Origin of the sequence: Methanohalophilus portucalensis (assembly GCF_002761295.1) — an archaeon.
Taxonomy (GTDB): domain Archaea; phylum Halobacteriota; class Methanosarcinia; order Methanosarcinales; family Methanosarcinaceae; genus Methanohalophilus; species Methanohalophilus portucalensis.
The window spans coordinates 1451208-1468777 of record NZ_CP017881.1 but is presented as its reverse complement, the minus strand read 5'-3'; the positions used below and the strand labels follow the sequence as shown (position 1 = coordinate 1468777).

The window sequence follows — 17570 nt, the reverse complement described above, 5'->3', positions numbered from 1 at the left end:
GAAGGAAGCAATCCAATGGCAAGGCATAGAAGAGATACATATTACTGGCGTGCAAAAGCCGAAGGTTATCGCTCAAGAGCAGCCTACAAACTCCAGCAGATTAACAAGAAATTTAATGTTATCAGAGAAGACAGTGATGTTGTAGATCTCGGAGCCGCTCCGGGTGGGTGGCTTGAAGTCGCAAGGGAACTGACAAAAAGGAAAGTTGTCGGTGTAGACATATTGCGCATCAAGCCAATGGACAGAATAACCATAATTCGCGGTGATATTACCCGGGAAGAGACTGCAAATCAGATCAAGGAAGCAGTAGGAGAAGAAGGAGCTGATACTGTTATCTGTGATGCTGCACCCAATCTTTCAGGAAACTGGAACCTGGATCATGCACGCTCCATCGCTTTGGCCGAATCAGCACTTGAATGTGCAACCCGCATCCTTAAACCCCAGGGAAATTTTGTTGTAAAAGTATTCCAGGGAGATATGTTCAAGGAATACCTGGATAAAGTAAGAGGTGAATTTACCTATGTCCGGGCCCATTCACCAGAGGCTTCAAGGTCAGAAAGTGCCGAAATATACGTCGTAGGCAAAAAATTCCTTACCGCACCAATCAGGAAAGGAGAGGAATATGATGTTGTTATCGAAAGAATAGGATCCGGCGGCGACGGTACTGCTTTTGTGGAAGGGTTTGTAGTATTCATCTCCGATACTGAAAAAGGAGAAAAAGTGCGCATAAAGGTAAGAGATGTAAAACCCAATTTTGCTTTTGCAGATGTTATACAGAGACTGGAAAGTCCTGAAGAAGAAGAAAAATGAGAATCACCTATCCTGGTGAGTCTCCACTTCTTCGATGATTTTTTTACCGGCTGCAATCTCATCTACGCTGTGGACCACGGCACCCATATTCTCTATTTCCTGACGGATAAGTTCATAGTCAAGATCAAGCCCTTCCAGGGTGATTTTTACATTTTCGGTTTTCTGATCCATTTCATAAAGACTAAGGTTGACACCATCAACTCCTTCCACATCACCCAACACACCTGCAAGTTCAACTATGGAAGGATTATGTGGCTTCAGAACATCCAGAACCAACCTGCGAATCCCTGACTTATTATTCATCATTCATTATCTCCAATATGAAGAATTATTTAGATACCCATTCCATGCATATGATATAAAAATATGGACATCTAGCACAGAAGATATTATCAATACAAAGAATAAATACTTTGTACAAAAGACAACAGGAATTATTATGATAGATCTGCATACACATACAATATTCAGCGATGGAGAACTTATTCCAAGTGAACAGGTCCGCAGGGCAAAAACTCTCGGATATGAGGCAATCGGCCTAACAGACCATGCCGATTTCACCAACGTAGAACACATACTCAACTGTGTTACCAAGGCAAAATACCTGGAAGAGCTAATGGATATAAAGGTGCTTCCCGGCATTGAGATAACACATGTGCCCCCTGTAAAAATAGCAACCCTTGCAAAACTTGCAAGAGGACTGGGAGCCGAAATTGTTGTTGTACACGGGGAAAGTCCGGTAGAACCGGTTTTGCCCGGCACAAACCGTGCAGCTGCACAATGTTCGGATGTAGATATCCTGGCACACCCCGGATTTATCACTGAAGAAGAAGCTAAAATTGCAGCGGACAATAATGTATGCCTGGAAATAACCTCCAGGGGCGGGCATAACCGCACCAATGGGCATGTTGCCAAAATCGCAAAACTTAGCGGTGCGACAATGGTAGTGGATACTGATTCACACCATCCTTCTGACCTGATAACAACAAGCACTGCATTGAAAGTGGCAATGGGAGCAGGCCTTGAAAAGGATGAAGCAAAGCAGGTGCTGGAAAATTCAAGGGTCTTTATATAAAAATGACATAGGAAATTATTGATATTACACAATCCATCGGACCTGAAACCAGGGTTTATCCGGGGGATCCAAAAGTTACTGTCAGACGGATCGCTTCGATAGAATCCTGCGGATACAGTGTCTCAGAACTCGAAATGGGAAGTCACACTGCAACCCATATCGATGCCCCTGCCCATATATTTGAGGACGGGCGCACAGTGGATGAACTGGAATTATCCTCTCTTGTAGGCAGGGCTTATCTGATCGATCTTTCCGGGAAAACCGAAATCCGAAATGACGAAATGGAAGAAGCCTTTCCCTCCAAAGACAAAAACAGATGTGAAATCATATTGCTGAAAACTGAATCATCAGACCAAAAATTTGCAAAGATACTCCCAGATGCCGCAGAATGGATTGCAAAAAAAGGATTCCTGACAGTGGGTATCGATTCTGAGTCATTGGATTCCGGGGAAGGACTGGATAACCACAGAGTTTTGCTTGGAAAAGGGATCAATATCATTGAAAATCTGGACCTTAAAAAGGTTGCACCGGGTTATTATGGATTTGTCTGTCTGCCACTAAAAATAAAAGGGTGTGATGGGGCACCGGCACGAGCAATACTTCTCCAGTCAGAAGTTTGAGTCAACCCATTCCACAAACTTGTCCACAGCACGCTTTCTGTGGGATACTTTATTCTTTTCCTCATCTCCCATCTCACCAAATGTCCGGTCACCATACAGGAATATAGGGTCATAGCCAAAACCGCCTTCCCCTTTTTCCTCATAAGCGATGTTGCCTTCAACAGTACCGGTAAACGTCAGGGGTTCTTTTCCCGGCTCACAGTAGCCAATGACGGATTTGAAATAAGCACTGCGATTTTCTTCATCCTCCATTAATTTAAGGACTTTGGGATTGCCAAGATTATCCTCCACAAAGGCAGAATAGGGGCCCGGGAAACCATTCAGGGCATCAATGAAAAGCCCGGAATCATCAACCATTACAGGCATTCCCAGTTTTTCACAGGCTCGGCGGGCACCATCGGCTGCGATTGGTTCCAGGTCATCCTCCTGCAACTCAGGATAACCATCGGTGTTCTGGAGAACCTCAATTCCCCTCTGCCCCAGGATTGCCTTGATTTCCCTGAACTTGCCGCTGTTGCCGGTAACGAATACAATTTTGCGCATGGTATCACACTATGAGTTGTTAATAGATTATATCTGACTGTACAAGAACTAAAATGTATGATAAAGATTACTCAGGCGTACCTTCCCCTGGTTTCAATTTCAACAACCCTTTCCAGTACATCTCTCGCAGATTCAAGAGTGCGATAATAACCCCTGCAAAAGGCATCTATGAGTGCCTCGTGGTCGGGATGGGAGCTTTCAAGGGTCTGGAAGAGCACATGAATATCTACACCGCGGGATTCAATATCCTCTGCACTGAAAGCAAGCCCAAAATCGATAAGCCACATCTTGCTTCCATCCCAGATGATATTCGAGGTCGTAAGGTCTCCGTGAATTATACCTGCAGCATGGAGCCTGCCCACAAGTTCCCCGAGTTTTTCACATAAACCTTCAGAAATGACATATTTTAATGGCTTACCTTCAATGAAATCCATCTCAATGGTGGAATTATAAATATCATAGATAACGGGTGTCGCCACCCCGGCCCTGCGGGCTTCCGAGATCAAACGGGCCTCTGCACGAGTACGTTCCCTGCGTATCCGCTCATCCAGTTCCCGCACACGATAACGTTTAGGGATGCGACTCTTGACCAGACGGCTATTCTTCCGGATGACCTTTGCCTCTGCACCATCCCTGATCATTCCATTTACTCCTTCAACCATGTCACATCCACCATGTCAGGACGATAATTTGGATTTACATGAGAATCTTCGACCTCTATTGTATCGCCTGCCTTATACATAAGAAGACCAAGCCAGGCGATCATAGCACCATTATCTCCCATGAAACGTTTTTCAGGAACATAAAAGGATGCACCACGGTCATCACACATGATATCAAGCATTTCCCGCAGGCGCATGTTCGCACCGACACCACCACCGAGCAACACCTCCGTCTTACCGGTATGTGCCAGAGCCCGTTCGGTTACCTCCACAAGCATTGCAAAAGCACTCTCCTGCAGGGAATAACACACATCCTCCAGAGTATGTTTTTGCAGGGCATCGGTGGCTGCAGTTGAAAGCCCGGAAAAAGAGAAATCCATACCCTTCACCACATAGGGCAGGTTTACGTATTTTACCGAATCCTTTGCATACATCTCGATCTGCGGCCCGCCCGGATGAGACAGGCCTGCACTGCGGGCAAACTTATCAAGGGCATTTCCTACACCAATATCCAGGGTCTCCCCGAATACGCGGTATTTTCCACGCCTGTAGGCCAGTACCTGGGTATTAGCACCGCTTGCATAGAGAACCACAGGATCCTTTGCAGGTGTTTTCCACCTACCGACCTCCACATGGGCTACACAATGGTTTACCCCTACAAGAGGAATTTCAAGGGACAGGGAAAGGGCCCTGGCAGCAGTTGCCACGGTCCTCAAACAGGCACCTAGACCCGGACCCTGTGAAAAAGAGATCGCATCAATATCATTGGGACTTATGTTTTTCTCTGCTATTTCATCGAAAAGATTGGAAATCACCCAGGAAGCAAACTGGGCATGATGTTGAGCCGCTTCTCGAGGATGAATTCCCCCTGTAACCGGTTTGTATGTATGCGTCACCTCACAGACAACTTCATCTTCATTAACAACAGCCGCACTCAGATTCCATGCGGTGCCCTCTATGCCAAGAACCAGCGTCACTTGCAATAACTCCTTTGCGCTAATGGGAAGTGGGGAATATTAAGTTTACTGATGCAAACCCAGGCAAGTTATATATTGAGGGAAATGCAAAAAGGGATGCCATGTCAGAAGAGAAAACCGAGCAAACAAAAACAGAGGCACAGGCATCCGTAAAAGAATGGAAGATAGGAGAGATGGGATTTTCCGACCGTCTGTCCACACCTGATGAAGGCATTAATTATGTCCCCCACAAAACAAGCGGCCTTCAGAGTGCAGCTGATATGTGGATTGACAGGGACAGGATGCTGGAAGGCCTCCATACAAAAAAGAGTGTTGACGACCTTCTGCAACGCACAAAATTCTTTGAATGATTTATTAAATTATACCCATATCAGAAAGCCTATCGGGCAGGTATGTCTTTGTGACAAAGTCCAGACCCTTGCCCGCAAAGGCCTGCTGTTCTGCCTTTTTCCCAATATCAAGCTGCAGGTTAATCTGTTCTTTCCAGTAATCGGTTTCAAACCTCGGATCTGTAAGTTCACTGCGCAGGGCATCGACATCCTTATCGGTCAATTTATCGGTGGATAATTCATACTCCACGATATCCGATGGCTGCACTCCGACAAACTTGGCCGCAGGAGTTGCCATGAACTCGGAAAGGTGGGCACTCTTGATGGCACCGTATGCAACTGAAGCATAGATACGATATGACCAGGGATCACCATCAGTAAATACCACAACCGGAATACCCAGTTCTTCATTCATCCTTTTTATCATACGCCGGGTTGAGCGAGCAGGCTGGCCTTTGAGATGTACAAGTATAGCATCATTTAATTCATCAAAACCATTCTCAATCAAACGGGCATACATACCACCGGTCTCAATGGCTATTATGAATTTGGCATCATGATCTATGAAATCGATATTCTCCACATTGAAAGGGATCTGATAGCCACTTTCACCCACATCCTCCTGGCAATGGATATCACGATCGCCTCGCTTGGTCTCTTCCCGCAGCTGCAGAGGACCAAAAAGTGTAGCACCGTCTTCTTCGGGACGCATGTGGAAATATTCCCTCTGGAGACTGGAAATTATCTCAAGATCCTCAATCAGGCGATCACTTTCGGGTTGTTCCTTGAACTTGGCAATATCCCAGTTCTCGGAAATATAGTATAATTCCCTCAACGTTGAACCACGGTTATTCCCAATATGGTTATTTAAAAGAAAATCCAGCACATGAGAGGTTTTCAATAACTGGAATGCACCTTTGACGGTCTTGGCACTTCTTTCACTCTCCCTGCCACCATACACCCATACATCACTATTTTCATTAAATTCAATATTGTTCTTGGTTCTGCTGGGCATATTCACATAAGGAATCTTTCCATCCACAAAATGCGAATACAACTCCGATGCAAGACCCGTTAACCTTTGCTGTGCAAGCCTGTCATGCTCTTTACGGTGTTCATTCTTAGCCATTATACAACCCCTTTTATCGCTCGGGCACCTGTAACGATCTCTTCCTCAACCCCTTCAACAATAGGAGGTTCTTTTATAGACTCCAAATCCGATGGGTCCGGTAACTGGTAATTGACGGCAAAAGCCTCGCCTGGCTTGAGGACAATTTTCCATATGTAATCATAATCATTGCCCATACTGACCACTTTCGGAGAGGGGGTTGCCTCGACCTGGAAAGGCAACATCTCATGTAATTTGAATTCTACTTTCTTGCTCCCAAAATTCTTTGTCCTGAGGGACACATTGGCATTAACATCATCAAATTGCCTGTCAACAAGCAGGTTGCCCATTACCCTGGCAACAACGGGATTGATATCCGGTACTTCCCTGTCAAGTGTTTCTGCCAGTTTTTCAGCCATCCTGGGCAATACCTTGTTAATAATAACTTCCTTTTCCTTGCGTTTTTTAAGGGAACCTTTCTTTTTAAGGAAGCGATTTAGTTTCCTTCCCACTTCTTTGAGGGCCAGTTCCACCTCATCCTGAATCTCCGGGATATCCGCAATAGCGTCCTTGGATTCAGATGTAAAAGGTACATTTGTGGAGGCCACGTGTATAAGCAGTACCAAAGGACCAATGGGCAGCCCCCCACCAGGCTGGTTAATACCATATTGCTTCCATTTGATACCTTCCACGCCATGTGTGGTCACACAGCCTCCCTGCTGATAAAGAAGAGGGACCCTGTTGGCAAACCTCATTATATTGACCCTGTCATCCTTTTGCAGGTTGCCTCCGTAAGCAATCCCAACTTCCACAACAAAGGGATTACCTGAATAAACGGAGGGAGTACGCGTGGTAGTTGCAATAAAATCTACTTTGAATTCTTTCTCCAGACCTTTATAGATCAATTCTTCACCTATAGGGGAAAGACAATCTGTCGGAGGGGACATAATTTTTACTTTCTGGAAAGCCTCCAGAAGACGTTTCGCATCTTCCCTTTCAATGGTGTGCGGGTCCATATCCACATCAAGTCCACTGGCACTACAGATTTCTTCTGCTGTGAGCAAACCTATCTTGGAAAAAGAATATCTCAGAAAAGGAGCAAGTCTCTGCCTGCCGGTATAACGCAACATCTTCATGAGCGTACCCAGTTCAATGCCATGGGGATGCGGCAGGATCTCGCTTGCAGGTTCGGGTATTTTATCAGTCGCCCTTTCAAATATCCTCTCATCACCGTCAGGGTCAATGAGTTTTATGCGGGCATGAGGATTTACGATAGCTGTGGCCTTGAGATATTCCTCTACAGATTGGCGGCGCCCCTTTACATAGGTGGCCTCCATTTCCATCTCCACCCGGGTTCCATGAGGACGATCCCATTCGGTTATTTCATCTTTCAAGATTTCAGGGTCATTGGTACGGGTATTGATCATCAGTTCATAATAGTGAGCCGGGGACTGGGGACCTATCTTTGAAATAATCCTGGTAGCATGGCCTGCTGTCAGCTGGGAATAGAGAACCGCTGCAGAGATACCGATACCCTGCTGACCCCTGCTCTGCTTGAGCGCATGAAAGCGAGAACCATAAAGCAGTTTGGCAAAAACCCGCGGGATCTGATCTTTCACAATACCCGGACCGTTGTCCTCAATAATCACAACGACCCCACTTTTACCCGAGCGTTTGATATGAAGCATTATGTCAGGCAATATCCCCGATTCCTCACAGGCATCCAGGGAGTTATCCACAGCTTCCTTTATAGTAGTAATAAGACTTCTGGGGGCCGAATCAAAACCCAGTATCTGTCTGTTCTTTTCAAAAAATTCGGCTACGCTTATTGACTGTTGCTTTTTTGCAAGTTCTTCTGCAATTGGTGCTGGCATTGAACCTTCATCCCCTTAAAAACAAACTTCCTGCAAAATTAAGACCACAGGAGACGCTACAATATAGTCAGCATATATTTATATATTTGTTAGTATGGCCCACTCTCTCCTATATCCTCATTCCAGAGCTCAGGGTATTCCCGAATAAATTCCTTCATCAACATTTTACATTCAGGTATATCCAGGTCAACCACCTCAACTCCTTTGCTACGCAGGAAATCCTGTGCTCCTTCAAAGGTTTCTGACTCCCCGGCAACCACTTTTTTAATACCAAACTGCACCACAGCACCGGCACACAGGTAGCAGGGCATAAGGGTAGAATACAACACTGTATCAGCATAACTTCCAATTCTGCCCGCATCCCTCATACAGGAAATTTCCGCATGTGCAAGCGGGTCTTCTTCCTGAACCCTGAGATTATGCCCTCTTCCTATAATTTTTCCATTCCTCACAAGTACAGAGCCTATGGGTATACCACCTTTATCACGGCCGGCCATGGCTTCATTTATCGCTTCTTTCATAAATTGATCCATTTCACTCATTCCCGGATTTATCAGAATTTGCTATCCTGAATACTTTATCATTGGGCCTGACCCTGCCACTTACCGCAAGCCCCACATCCATACCTTTTACAGCTGATTTAATATTATTACCTGTCACCTGCATGGAAGATACATGCTGTTCAAGATGGGTATTTTCCCCTTCAATCAGAATCGTATCACCTATATTAAGGCCAGAATCTGTAAGCTTCACATATGCAGCACTCTGATTTTTATAATAATTTACAACCTCACCTACAAGTTGTTTGAGGGTTTGCGATGCATTCATGTCTTTTTCCACAATGAAACCTTCACGGGAGGGAATACCAAAATAGAAACCTGTGGAAAAACCTCTGTTATAAACAGCATAAAGCTGTTGATTCCATTCAAGTACCCTGTTGCTTTCAAATTCTCCACTCCTGAAGGCCTCCAGAGCTTCTGAATAACACCGGGATACAGTAGAAATGTATCTTGAGTCACGTAATCGCCCCTCAATCTTGAAGGCATCTATCCCGGCTTCTATGAGTTGGGGAATATGTTCAATCATGCACAGGTCCCTGGCACTTAGCAGGTATTTTCCACCCACTTGCACCTGCGAACCATCATCCGCACTGAGTGTCCATTCCCATCTACACGGCTGGGTACATTGACCGCAGTTACCGGATTTACCCAGAAGATATGCCGAAAGGTAACACCTTCCGGAAATTGCCTGACACATAGCCCCGTGAACGAAAACCTCCAGTTTAATATCAGTATTCTGTCTGATTTGTTTGATTTGATCAAGACTTAGCTCGCGCGATAGAATAATACGGCTTGCACCAAGAGAACCATAAAATTCTGCCGTCTTTGCATTGGAAACATTGGCCTGTGTGGAAATATGTATATCAAGTCCCATAGAGGATGCCTGCAATATCACAGCAGGATCCCAGGCTACGATTGCATCCACTTTTGCCCTCCTGGCAGCGTTGAGGATAGCCGATAAATCAAAAGTGTCTTCAGGATATATGACAGAATTGACAACAAGATAGGCTTTCAACCCTTTTTTTCGTACCGATTTTACAAAGCCTGTAAGATTATCCACAGTAATCGCCTTTGCACGGGATCGTAGACTCAGCCGGTCTACGGAAAAATACACAGCATCTGCATACTTTGAACATGCGGAAAGGGTACCTTCATCCCTTACACCTACTACAAGTTCAGGTACAGGGTAATTAGAATCCATGGGTAGAAAAAGATCAGTTATGATATAGAGATTTTGTCTTTATATCAGGGATTCCGCAGGAAATTGTTATAACCGGTTGCTACAAAAACAAGAACTGTTCCCATCATGACCTCTTCCATCCGTGGAATATAAAGTTCCGAACCGGATGTTACAAGATAGAGGCCAAGTGCAACTGTGAAACTTGTGAGAAGTAGCCCGATAATCATATCCTCAATGTCTGGCATGTTTTCACTCTGATTCATTTTTGGTATGAATACAAAGTGAAAACTATATAGCATGTATATGTATTTTTGCAGGAGAAAATAAATATAAAAAAATATGTAGAAAAAACAAAAAATGAAAGAATTGGGATTTAAGACAGCTAAAAAATATAGGAGTGAGCATTTCCGGTTAGGAGAGACCCGGAAATGCTTTAGACAAATCCCACTCACTTCTTTTTACTGGAGGAGATACTTGAAACAAGGCTGACAGCACTGATTGTTTCTTTTTCCTTATGTGCCTCATTCCTAGAGTAGAACCACATTGGCAGATAAAGTGCCAGTACTATGAATCCGACCCAGGTTGAAGTCCATCCGACTTCAAGACTGTTAAGATAGACTACACCCACAAGACATAGAGGGATGTTGAATATACCAAAGAGCAATGCAATGTTCTTCCAGCCTGTTGGTGCCTTGAAAGGCCTGTCGAGTGCGGCCATTTCAGGGTTCAATTTGGCTTTTACATAGGCAAATAGACTGATACCGTTTGCACATGTGTAACCAATAGCAGATGCTGCAAGGATTGCAGTAGGTGTACCCATGGATATCAACAGCAGGTTGAAAAGGCCAATTACTACCATTGCTACAATGGGGGTACCGGAGGAATTTAGTTTACCGAAAATTTTTGGCAGGTTTCCTTCAGTTGCCATTGAGTGCATTGCCCTGGCAGAACCAAGGTAAGCAGTCTGGATGATAAGCACCATTGCTGCAATCAACATGACGATTGCAACCACTGCACCGGCAGATCCAAAGGCAGCCTGTGCTACAGGGATCATTGGGGATATTGGTTGTGCAATTGTACCTTCAACACCTAGAACTCCTATTACTGCTGCCTGTACAAGTACGAAAGAGAAGAAACATACGACACCACAGACAAACAGAGCTTTTGGTACGTCAGATCCGGGATTCTTGTATTCAGGGCCATAGATAGCCGCTGTTTCCCAGGCACAAGCACTCCACTGGGCCATTGCAAACAGACCAAAGAGTATCAAGATATGATGAGCATCCCATGCCCAATCTGCTGGAAGCCACTGGCTTGTGATATTAGACATTACCACATCACCGGTTGCAAAGGGTGCCAGAGTAATGACAATCAGAGGCAATAGTGAAATCGCTGCTAGTATATAGCCTGCAAGTGCACCACCCTCAAGACCACGGTAATTTACAAGGATAAGCCCACCGAATATTACAATTCCCGCAACCAGAGAAAGCTGGTATTCAGTAAATGTTTCTGCAAGTATGGGGAAAAGATTGTACATATAGCCACCGACAAGGATGGCAAATATCGCAAGTACGGGGTTCCATGCAAACCAGTAACTCCAGGCACTGAAACCGCCTATCAGTTTACTTTTGTCGTATTTACCCGTATAATCTTTTGTTTTAAACACATTTTGTGCAAATCCGGGTAGACCCGATGCATGGGGAAAAGCCGTTGCAAGTTCACCATAAGCAAGGTTTTGCATAAAACCCTGGAATACAGAAAGACCCCAAACAATTATTGCAGCCGATGATACCCAAAGAGGGAAATATCCCAGAGAAGGCAGGATCAACAGCGGGACACCAAGTGCGATGGCAAGTCCCTGTTTCCAGTCAATGGTACGTTCCAGTTCACTGGCATCGCACACGACTTTACTACATTGTTCCGCATGATGCAGATCGATTCCTGCATCGCCTTTTTCTTCGCTCATAAGAAACACCACGCTCCTTTTTATTGAAATGTATTATAAAGATAATAAATTAGAACCGGGAAACTCCCCGGCCTTTAAATTTAGCCTGTGATTTCCCTGAATCTGTCACAGCAATTGATATTAACATCCAGAAGTTTCTCAATATTCATCTTGGATGCGATACCTTTGGCACATCCTGGAACGGATGTAAGTACACCAATATCAAGTTCTTCACGGATTTCCCTCATGACATATTCGTCACCCAGGTCAATTGCTTCAACTCCGAGTTTCTTGGCAACATAGTCTTTGGCTTCATTTATACGCATGTCCTCAGAGAACTGCATCCTGGCAACAAGGTCACCGGCTGCACGCATACCTGTAAGACCGGAAGCCATGATGTGCGAGATTGGCATACCGATTGGGTCGCCAACTCCGATCTATATACCATCGACACCTGCAATCTCGACCATTGCCTTGCTGGCACGGGTTACTGCATCGATTGGTGGAGTCTCGAACATCGGGATACCGCCGACACCCATACCCATATCAACATGACAGGGGATGTTTGAAGCTTCAACTGCTGCCTTGGTGAAGGTTACTGAACGGGCAAGGTTCCATGCGGAGGACTTGCTGGTGTTGGTGTTACAGACCGGACCGAACACGTTTGCACCAGCCTTTTCTGCAAGGGGTGCCTGCTCGTGTGGCCACAGACCTGCAAGAACATTACCTTCAAACTCAAGTTCTCCGTGCATACCAAGAGTACATTCTCCAGCCATTCCTGCTTCAATGTAGATGTCGGGGAATTCTTCCCTGAGTGCCTTGATAGAATAAAGGGAAGCATAAAAATCACCATCTCCTGCTGCACCGATTGTATCGAAGTTGACACCGTCACAGCCTACTTTCTGCAGGTGCTGCATGATCCAGGTCATGTCACGGGTTGCATGATCACCGGCATGCTCGATGGATTCACGGGCCTCATTGATCTTGAAAGCCTTCATGAGGTCACCAGGGTTTTCGAATGGTCCATCTGGTGTATAATAGAGACCCAGGTTTGGCATTGCACCGTAGAGAAGAGGAACAGTCATGTTCTGCTGGCAAGATTCCATAGTCTGGCATTCCTGAGCAATAACAGGTTTAACTGGTTTGAAACTGTAGTCGATATGACCCAGTTCCATTGTGTCAGCACCGAAACCTCTCTCGTGCATCATACAGCCAACAAGACGACTGGCAGGAATTCCTACACCACTGTTACCCTGGTCACCATCGATCCTGATAGAACCAATGTCGTGGGTTACAGGGATTTCCATACCTGGTTCGACACTGACTATACGGTTGGGATTCATAATAATGTCTGCGAGCTTGTCTATTTCATCCCCGGAAAGTTCAGGAATGTCACCAAGGTCTGCTGCATCTGCACTACCTTCCTGAAGGTCTGCAATTATCTGCTCCCTGGTCATGGAGATACGCTCGCCATCTCCCATTCTTAAGAAATATTCATTTGCCATAAATAATCACCTTATAAAAGAAGTTCCTTTGCCTTATTAACAGCTTCAGTTGCATTTTCTGCATAACAATCTGCACCGATCTTTTTGGCCCAAGAGTTGGTTGCAGGAGCACCGCCTACCATGACTTTTACCTTATCACGGAGACCTTCTTCTTCAAGGGCTTCGATTACTTCCTTCTGGCCCTGGAGAGTGGTGGTCATAAGTGCGGAAATGCCGACCATGTTTGCGTCTGTTTCCTTGATCTTGGCAATGAAATCTGCTACAGGTGCATCACGACCGATGTCATGAACTTCGAACCCCGATGTCTGGAGCATGGTGGATACAATGGATTTGCCAATGTCATGGACATCTCCCTCTACTGTACCATTGACGATTACGCTGGCAGCCTTTTCGGATGCTTCAGGCATATCGTCTTTAAGTTCGTCCACACCGGCCTGCATGGCTTCTGCAGCCATCATGACATGTGGAAGGAATAACTTACCCCTTTCAAAAAGGGTACCGACTTCGTTCATACCTGCTGCAAGACCGTTCTCAATGATGTCGGGAGCCTCGAGTTCACCACGGGCTTTTTCGACAGCAGCAAGAACCTGGTCTTTCTTGCAACTTACAATTGCATCAGACAGTTCTTTATATAATTCTTCTTTTGACGTAGTTACAACCTCCTTTCCATAGAGATCCTGAGACCACCGATAAAATCGGCTTACTCACATGAAAAGGAGGATATGAATTGTATATAGCCTGAATTGCATCGAATTTGCGAAAGATAAATGAATGAGCAAACCCTATGAGGTTTGTCAAAGGGCACAAGTAATTACCAGTGGTATGGGAAATTATAACGGTTTTAAAATACATAACCTCGTTTTAATGGACCTGGTTCTGAAATGATATAAATAATATAAAAAAAGAAGTTTAATCCCCTTAACTAAAAGGTGAATGTATGCAATCATCATTGAGTGATACTATCTGGCTCTCTGAAAAAAGGAAAAGGCTTCTTTTACTACTAATGGAAGGACCCAGAAATATAGACCAGATCAAAACATCCCTTAATGTTACATCCAAAGCGATGATGCCCCAGATAAAAATACTCCGGGAGCAAAACCTAATCATTGAAGAGAACAGAGTTTATCGGCTTTCGGATATAGGGGAAATTATAGTAAAAAATATGGTCCCACTGCTGAGAACCCTCGGGGTCATAGAGGAAAATAATGACTACTGGGCAACCCGGGATTTAAGTTCAATTCCGGAAGGACTTGATTCACGTCTGGGCGATATAGGCGAATGTATGGTAATAGAGCCGGATATGAACCACCTTTTTGACCTGCCCGAGGAATTCAGCAAGAATCTTATCAAGTCTAATAAAGTTATGACAATAATGGCCTATTTCCATCCTCTGTATCCTGATCTATATTATGAACTGGCAAATAACGGTGTTCAGATAGATCTCATACTTACGGAGCCAATTTACAGGCGGATGAAAGAAGAACATACTGATAAATTCCGCCACATTGTTGAAAGGGAACATACCAATCTATATATTTGCAACGAAGTCAATCTTACATCCGTTGTAACAGATCGGTTCATTTATCTCTGCCTCTTCAATAAGAATGATATGTACGATCATAAAAAAATAATGAGTTTTGATGCAAGTGCACTTCAATGGGGAACTGAATTATATAAACACTTCTGCCAGAAATCAACTATGATAGAATGGGATTGATCCGGCCTGAATGATTGAAATGACATGGAAAGATGTACCATTAAAATCCAAACTTGTCTTTTTTATTCTGATGGGTATACTTGTGGTACTGATTACATCCACTGCAGTGATTATTTCAACAGTGACAACTCAGGAAGAGGAACTGGCATACCAGCAATCAATAGAGAAAGCGAAAAACTATGCCAATAAGTTTGATATTGAAATGCGATCAAATCAGGCTACAGGACAGGCGATCGCCCATTCCCTTACACAGTACCATTCCGAAAACCGTACAGAAGTAAACAATATATTGCTAAAGCTGCTGGAAGAAAATCCTGACTTACTGGGAACCTATGTTTGTTTTGAACCCAATGCCTTTGATGGTATGGATAGTAGTTATGTAAACACAACCGGCCATGATGAAACCGGGAGATTTATTCCCTACTGGAACAGGATACCGGGAAATATAACACTTGACCCTCTACTTGATTATGAAACTTCCGGATACTACCAGCTGCCAAAGAAACTAAAGCGGGATATCGTTACTGAACCCTATTACTATGAAGGTGTATTCATTGTAAGTTATGTCACACCCATAATAAGAGAGGGCGAGTTTATTGGCATAGGGGGTGTCGATGTATCCCTGAATCATCTTAATGGTGTAGTAAACAAAGTAAAATCCTTTGATACCGGCTATGCGATTATGACCGGAAATACCGGGATCCTCATCTCCCATCCTACAAATGAAGAACTGGTGGGAGCAAAAACCCTCTATGACTACGGTGTACCGGAAATTACACGCATGGCTGACGAAATAAAACTCGGCAAAAGTGGCTATATAGAAACAATAGACCCCATCACCGGCAAAGATGTGGTCATGTTCTATGAACCGATAAAAACTTCAAATTTTGCATTTATCCTCGTGGTACCAAGGGATGAAATGCTTGCAGGAGTAACAGACCTCAGGAATAGGTTACTTTTGATTTCCTCAATATCATTGATATTCATGGGAGCTGTTGCAATCTTGATTACCAGATCGGTGACAGGCCCGATAAATGAAATCGTGAATGACTTTAAGAATATATCTGATGCTGCTATCGGAGGGAAACTTGATGAAAGGGCCGAAACAGACGTGGATATTGATTTCCGGGAAATACCTGAAGGATTGAATGACATCCTTAATGCTCTTGAGAATGCCAGTCAGTTACGAGAAGAGATGGAAAAAGTTGTCAACAACAGCCCGGTAATTGTTTTCAAATGGAAAGCAGAAAAGAACTGGCCTGTTGAAGTTGTATCAAAGAACATATCCCAGTTTGGCTATTCTCCGGAAGATTTCGGACCGAATGGCCTTGATTATGGAGATATTGTACATCCGGATGACCTGCCCGAGGTTGAAACTAAACTAGGAGAAATATGCTCCGGTAAGGAAACCCAGTTCAATATAGAGTACAGGATACTGACAAAAGACGGTGAAACCCGATGGGTTGATGAGCGTACCTTCATCCAGAGAGAGCAGCGTGAAATCATACATAATATGATTAATAAAGATAATGACATTTACAACCAGGTTTCTGATATGGAAGGCAAATGCCATGATGTGAAATATCTCCAGGGTGTAATCGTTAATATCGATGAAAGGAAACAAGCTGAAGAAGCTCTTCTTAAAATTGAAGATATACGAAAAAAAGAAATACACCACAGGATAAAGAATAATCTTCAGGTTATATCCACACTATTGTACCTTGAATCTGAAAAATTCAGGGACGATGACGTGCTGGATGCTTTCAACAATAGCAGGGACAGAGTTCGTACAATGGCCCTTGTACATGAGAAACTTTACCAGTCAAAGGACATGGAGAGCATCGATTTTGCAGACTATAGCAAAAATCTTATCAATTATCTGTCCCAATCCTATGTACTTGAAAAAAGTGAAGTCGATATAAAAATAAATGTGGAAAACATATTTTTGGGAATGGATACAGCAGTTCCACTCGGAATAATTATAAATGAACTTGTATCCAATTCATTGAAGTATGCTTTTGATAAAGGTAAAGGCACTATAATAATCGAACTTCGAAAAATAAATGATCATCACAAACTGGTTGTCAGTGACAATGGTATCGGAATGAAGGATGAAATTGATTTCGAAGATACAGATTCCCTTGGCCTTTTGCTTGTCCATACACTTGCAGAACAAATCAATGCAACAATAGAAATAGACACATCACAAGGCACAAGATTTGAAATTATTTTCCAGGAAAATAATCAAGAAATAACAGAGGGCGAAGATGTCAGGTGAAAAAATTCTCGTGGTAGAAGATGAAAATATAGTAGCCCTTGGCATAAAAAAAATGCTCAAAGGAATGGGGTTCAGGGTGCCCAGCATAGCAGCTTCAGGTGAAGAAGCTATACAAAAAGCTGAAATCACTTTTCCGGATCTTGTACTTATGGATATAATGCTGAAAGGTGAAATTGATGGAATTGAAGCAGCTGAAAAGATATATGACACTATGGACATCCCTGTTGTATACCTTACAGCTTATTCGGATGATAAAATGCTCGAAAGGGCAAAAAAAACAAAACCTTACGGTTATCTTATAAAGCCTTTTGAGGAAAACTCCCTGCAAAATACTATAAAATTAGCTCTGGATAATTACAGGAAAGAAAAAGAAAAAGAAAAGTAAAA

General features: G+C 43.8%; 18 protein-coding genes and 1 pseudogene. 7 read left to right on the top strand and 12 right to left on the bottom strand.

Going from position 1 to position 17570, the window contains the following annotated elements; all coding sequences use genetic code 11:
* Positions 1 to 15 precede the first annotated feature (15 nt).
* Positions 16 to 810 carry a 23S rRNA (uridine(2552)-2'-O)-methyltransferase gene (locus BKM01_RS07595; RefSeq protein WP_072359245.1) on the top strand — a complete coding sequence of 265 codons (795 nt, stop codon included), beginning with the start codon at positions 16 to 18 and terminating at the stop codon, positions 808 to 810.
* Positions 811 to 813: 3 nt separating this feature from the next.
* Here the strand turns inward: BKM01_RS07595 and BKM01_RS07590 are convergent, their stop codons facing one another.
* Entirely contained in the window at positions 814 to 1116 is a 303-nt protein-coding gene (locus BKM01_RS07590; protein ID WP_072359243.1) for a DUF211 domain-containing protein, read from the bottom strand.
* Positions 1117 to 1249: 133 nt separating this feature from the next.
* Between BKM01_RS07590 and BKM01_RS07585 the strand changes: the two genes are divergently transcribed.
* Complete coding sequence (locus BKM01_RS07585; protein ID WP_072359241.1) at positions 1250 to 1885, top strand: histidinol phosphate phosphatase domain-containing protein; 636 nt, start codon at positions 1250 to 1252, stop codon at positions 1883 to 1885.
* Positions 1886 to 1899: 14 nt separating this feature from the next.
* The gene (locus BKM01_RS07580) at positions 1900 to 2505 is read left to right on the top strand and encodes a cyclase family protein (protein ID WP_084006270.1); all 606 of its coding nucleotides are present in this window, start codon (positions 1900 to 1902) and stop codon (positions 2503 to 2505) included.
* On the opposite strand, the gene BKM01_RS07575 is transcribed toward BKM01_RS07580, so the two are convergent.
* The 3 genes from BKM01_RS07575 to BKM01_RS07565 all read right to left on the bottom strand — a co-directional run bounded on the left by BKM01_RS07575 (position 2494) and on the right by BKM01_RS07565 (position 4687).
* Positions 2494 to 3048, bottom strand: coding sequence for an XTP/dITP diphosphatase (locus tag BKM01_RS07575; RefSeq protein ID WP_072359239.1), 555 nt, complete (start codon positions 3046 to 3048; stop codon positions 2494 to 2496). The genes BKM01_RS07580 and BKM01_RS07575 overlap by 12 nt on opposite strands.
* Before the next feature lie 71 nt (positions 3049 to 3119).
* Complete coding sequence (locus tag BKM01_RS07570; RefSeq protein WP_233125599.1) at positions 3120 to 3710, bottom strand: Kae1-associated kinase Bud32; 591 nt, start codon at positions 3708 to 3710, stop codon at positions 3120 to 3122.
* Entirely contained in the window at positions 3695 to 4687 is a 993-nt protein-coding gene (locus BKM01_RS07565; RefSeq protein WP_072359235.1) for a bifunctional N(6)-L-threonylcarbamoyladenine synthase/serine/threonine protein kinase, read from the bottom strand. The genes BKM01_RS07570 and BKM01_RS07565 overlap by 16 nt, the downstream gene beginning before the upstream one ends.
* A 101-nt stretch (positions 4688 to 4788) precedes the next feature.
* On the opposite strand from BKM01_RS07565, the gene BKM01_RS07560 reads away from it, so the two are divergent.
* Complete coding sequence (locus BKM01_RS07560; RefSeq protein WP_143744126.1) at positions 4789 to 5037, top strand: hypothetical protein; 249 nt, start codon at positions 4789 to 4791, stop codon at positions 5035 to 5037.
* A gap of 4 nt (positions 5038 to 5041) precedes the next feature.
* Here BKM01_RS07560 and BKM01_RS07555 read toward each other — a convergent pair whose 3' ends face one another.
* The 8 genes and pseudogenes from BKM01_RS07555 to mtbC form a co-directional block, all read right to left on the bottom strand.
* Positions 5042 to 6145 (bottom strand): DNA topoisomerase IV subunit A, encoded by a 1104-nt coding sequence (locus tag BKM01_RS07555; RefSeq protein ID WP_072359231.1) that lies wholly within the window; start codon positions 6143 to 6145, stop codon positions 5042 to 5044.
* Positions 6145 to 7998 carry a DNA topoisomerase VI subunit B gene (locus BKM01_RS07550; RefSeq protein ID WP_072359229.1) on the bottom strand — a complete coding sequence of 618 codons (1854 nt, stop codon included), beginning with the start codon at positions 7996 to 7998 and terminating at the stop codon, positions 6145 to 6147. Before BKM01_RS07550 ends, BKM01_RS07555 begins: the two co-directional genes overlap by 1 nt.
* 89 nt (positions 7999 to 8087) lie before the next feature.
* Complete coding sequence (locus BKM01_RS07545; RefSeq protein ID WP_234993659.1) at positions 8088 to 8540, bottom strand: nucleoside deaminase; 453 nt, start codon at positions 8538 to 8540, stop codon at positions 8088 to 8090.
* Positions 8533 to 9759, bottom strand: a complete 1227-nt coding sequence (locus BKM01_RS07540; protein ID WP_085503673.1) for a peptidase U32 family protein — start codon at positions 9757 to 9759, stop codon at positions 8533 to 8535. Before BKM01_RS07540 ends, BKM01_RS07545 begins: the two co-directional genes overlap by 8 nt.
* A gap of 44 nt (positions 9760 to 9803) precedes the next feature.
* Positions 9804 to 10001 (bottom strand): hypothetical protein, encoded by a 198-nt coding sequence (locus BKM01_RS07535; RefSeq protein ID WP_143744124.1) that lies wholly within the window; start codon positions 9999 to 10001, stop codon positions 9804 to 9806.
* A 185-nt stretch (positions 10002 to 10186) separates the two neighbouring features.
* Positions 10187 to 11704, bottom strand: coding sequence for an APC family permease (locus BKM01_RS07530; RefSeq protein WP_072359224.1), 1518 nt, complete (start codon positions 11702 to 11704; stop codon positions 10187 to 10189).
* Positions 11705 to 11784: 80 nt separating this feature from the next.
* A pseudogene (gene mtbB / locus BKM01_RS07525) lies at positions 11785 to 13188 on the bottom strand ([dimethylamine--corrinoid protein] Co-methyltransferase).
* Between the two features lie 11 nt (positions 13189 to 13199).
* Entirely contained in the window at positions 13200 to 13811 is a 612-nt protein-coding gene (gene mtbC / locus BKM01_RS07520; protein WP_072359218.1) for a dimethylamine corrinoid protein MtbC, read from the bottom strand.
* Between the two features lie 314 nt (positions 13812 to 14125).
* Here mtbC and BKM01_RS07515 point away from each other — a divergent pair, with 314 nt between their 5' ends.
* Genes BKM01_RS07515 through BKM01_RS07505 form a run of 3 tightly spaced genes read left to right on the top strand, consistent with a single transcriptional unit; the run spans position 14126 to position 17568 of the window.
* A complete protein-coding gene (locus tag BKM01_RS07515; protein ID WP_072359216.1) occupies positions 14126 to 14905 on the top strand; it encodes a helix-turn-helix transcriptional regulator in 780 nt (259 codons plus the stop codon).
* Between the two features lie 19 nt (positions 14906 to 14924).
* Positions 14925 to 17183 carry a histidine kinase dimerization/phosphoacceptor domain -containing protein gene (locus tag BKM01_RS07510; protein ID WP_072359621.1) on the top strand — a complete coding sequence of 753 codons (2259 nt, stop codon included), beginning with the start codon at positions 14925 to 14927 and terminating at the stop codon, positions 17181 to 17183.
* Entirely contained in the window at positions 17173 to 17568 is a 396-nt protein-coding gene (locus tag BKM01_RS07505) for a response regulator (RefSeq protein ID WP_072359214.1), read from the top strand. Before BKM01_RS07510 ends, BKM01_RS07505 begins: the two co-directional genes overlap by 11 nt.
* Positions 17569 to 17570: the final 2 nt, after the last annotated feature.

What these genes read in the sequence shown, in the direction of transcription:
- BKM01_RS07595 (WP_072359245.1), top strand. Translation starts at nt 16, where the DNA reads ATGGCAAGGCATAGAAGAGATACATATTACTGGCGTGCAAAAGCCGAA.
- BKM01_RS07590 (WP_072359243.1), bottom strand. Translation starts at nt 1,116, where the DNA reads ATGATGAATAATAAGTCAGGGATTCGCAGGTTGGTTCTGGATGTTCTG.
- BKM01_RS07585 (WP_072359241.1), top strand. Translation starts at nt 1,250, where the DNA reads ATGATAGATCTGCATACACATACAATATTCAGCGATGGAGAACTTATT.
- BKM01_RS07575 (WP_072359239.1), bottom strand. Translation starts at nt 3,048, where the DNA reads ATGCGCAAAATTGTATTCGTTACCGGCAACAGCGGCAAGTTCAGGGAA.
- BKM01_RS07570 (WP_233125599.1), bottom strand. Translation starts at nt 3,710, where the DNA reads ATGGTTGAAGGAGTAAATGGAATGATCAGGGATGGTGCAGAGGCAAAG.
- BKM01_RS07560 (WP_143744126.1), top strand. Translation starts at nt 4,789, where the DNA reads ATGTCAGAAGAGAAAACCGAGCAAACAAAAACAGAGGCACAGGCATCC.
- BKM01_RS07555 (WP_072359231.1), bottom strand. Translation starts at nt 6,145, where the DNA reads ATGGCTAAGAATGAACACCGTAAAGAGCATGACAGGCTTGCACAGCAA.
- BKM01_RS07550 (WP_072359229.1), bottom strand. Translation starts at nt 7,998, where the DNA reads ATGCCAGCACCAATTGCAGAAGAACTTGCAAAAAAGCAACAGTCAATA.
- BKM01_RS07545 (WP_234993659.1), bottom strand. Translation starts at nt 8,540, where the DNA reads ATGAGTGAAATGGATCAATTTATGAAAGAAGCGATAAATGAAGCCATG.
- BKM01_RS07540 (WP_085503673.1), bottom strand. Translation starts at nt 9,759, where the DNA reads ATGGATTCTAATTACCCTGTACCTGAACTTGTAGTAGGTGTAAGGGAT.
- BKM01_RS07535 (WP_143744124.1), bottom strand. Translation starts at nt 10,001, where the DNA reads ATGAATCAGAGTGAAAACATGCCAGACATTGAGGATATGATTATCGGG.
- BKM01_RS07530 (WP_072359224.1), bottom strand. Translation starts at nt 11,704, where the DNA reads ATGAGCGAAGAAAAAGGCGATGCAGGAATCGATCTGCATCATGCGGAA.
- BKM01_RS07515 (WP_072359216.1), top strand. Translation starts at nt 14,126, where the DNA reads ATGCAATCATCATTGAGTGATACTATCTGGCTCTCTGAAAAAAGGAAA.
- BKM01_RS07510 (WP_072359621.1), top strand. Translation starts at nt 14,925, where the DNA reads ATGACATGGAAAGATGTACCATTAAAATCCAAACTTGTCTTTTTTATT.
- BKM01_RS07505 (WP_072359214.1), top strand. Translation starts at nt 17,173, where the DNA reads ATGTCAGGTGAAAAAATTCTCGTGGTAGAAGATGAAAATATAGTAGCC.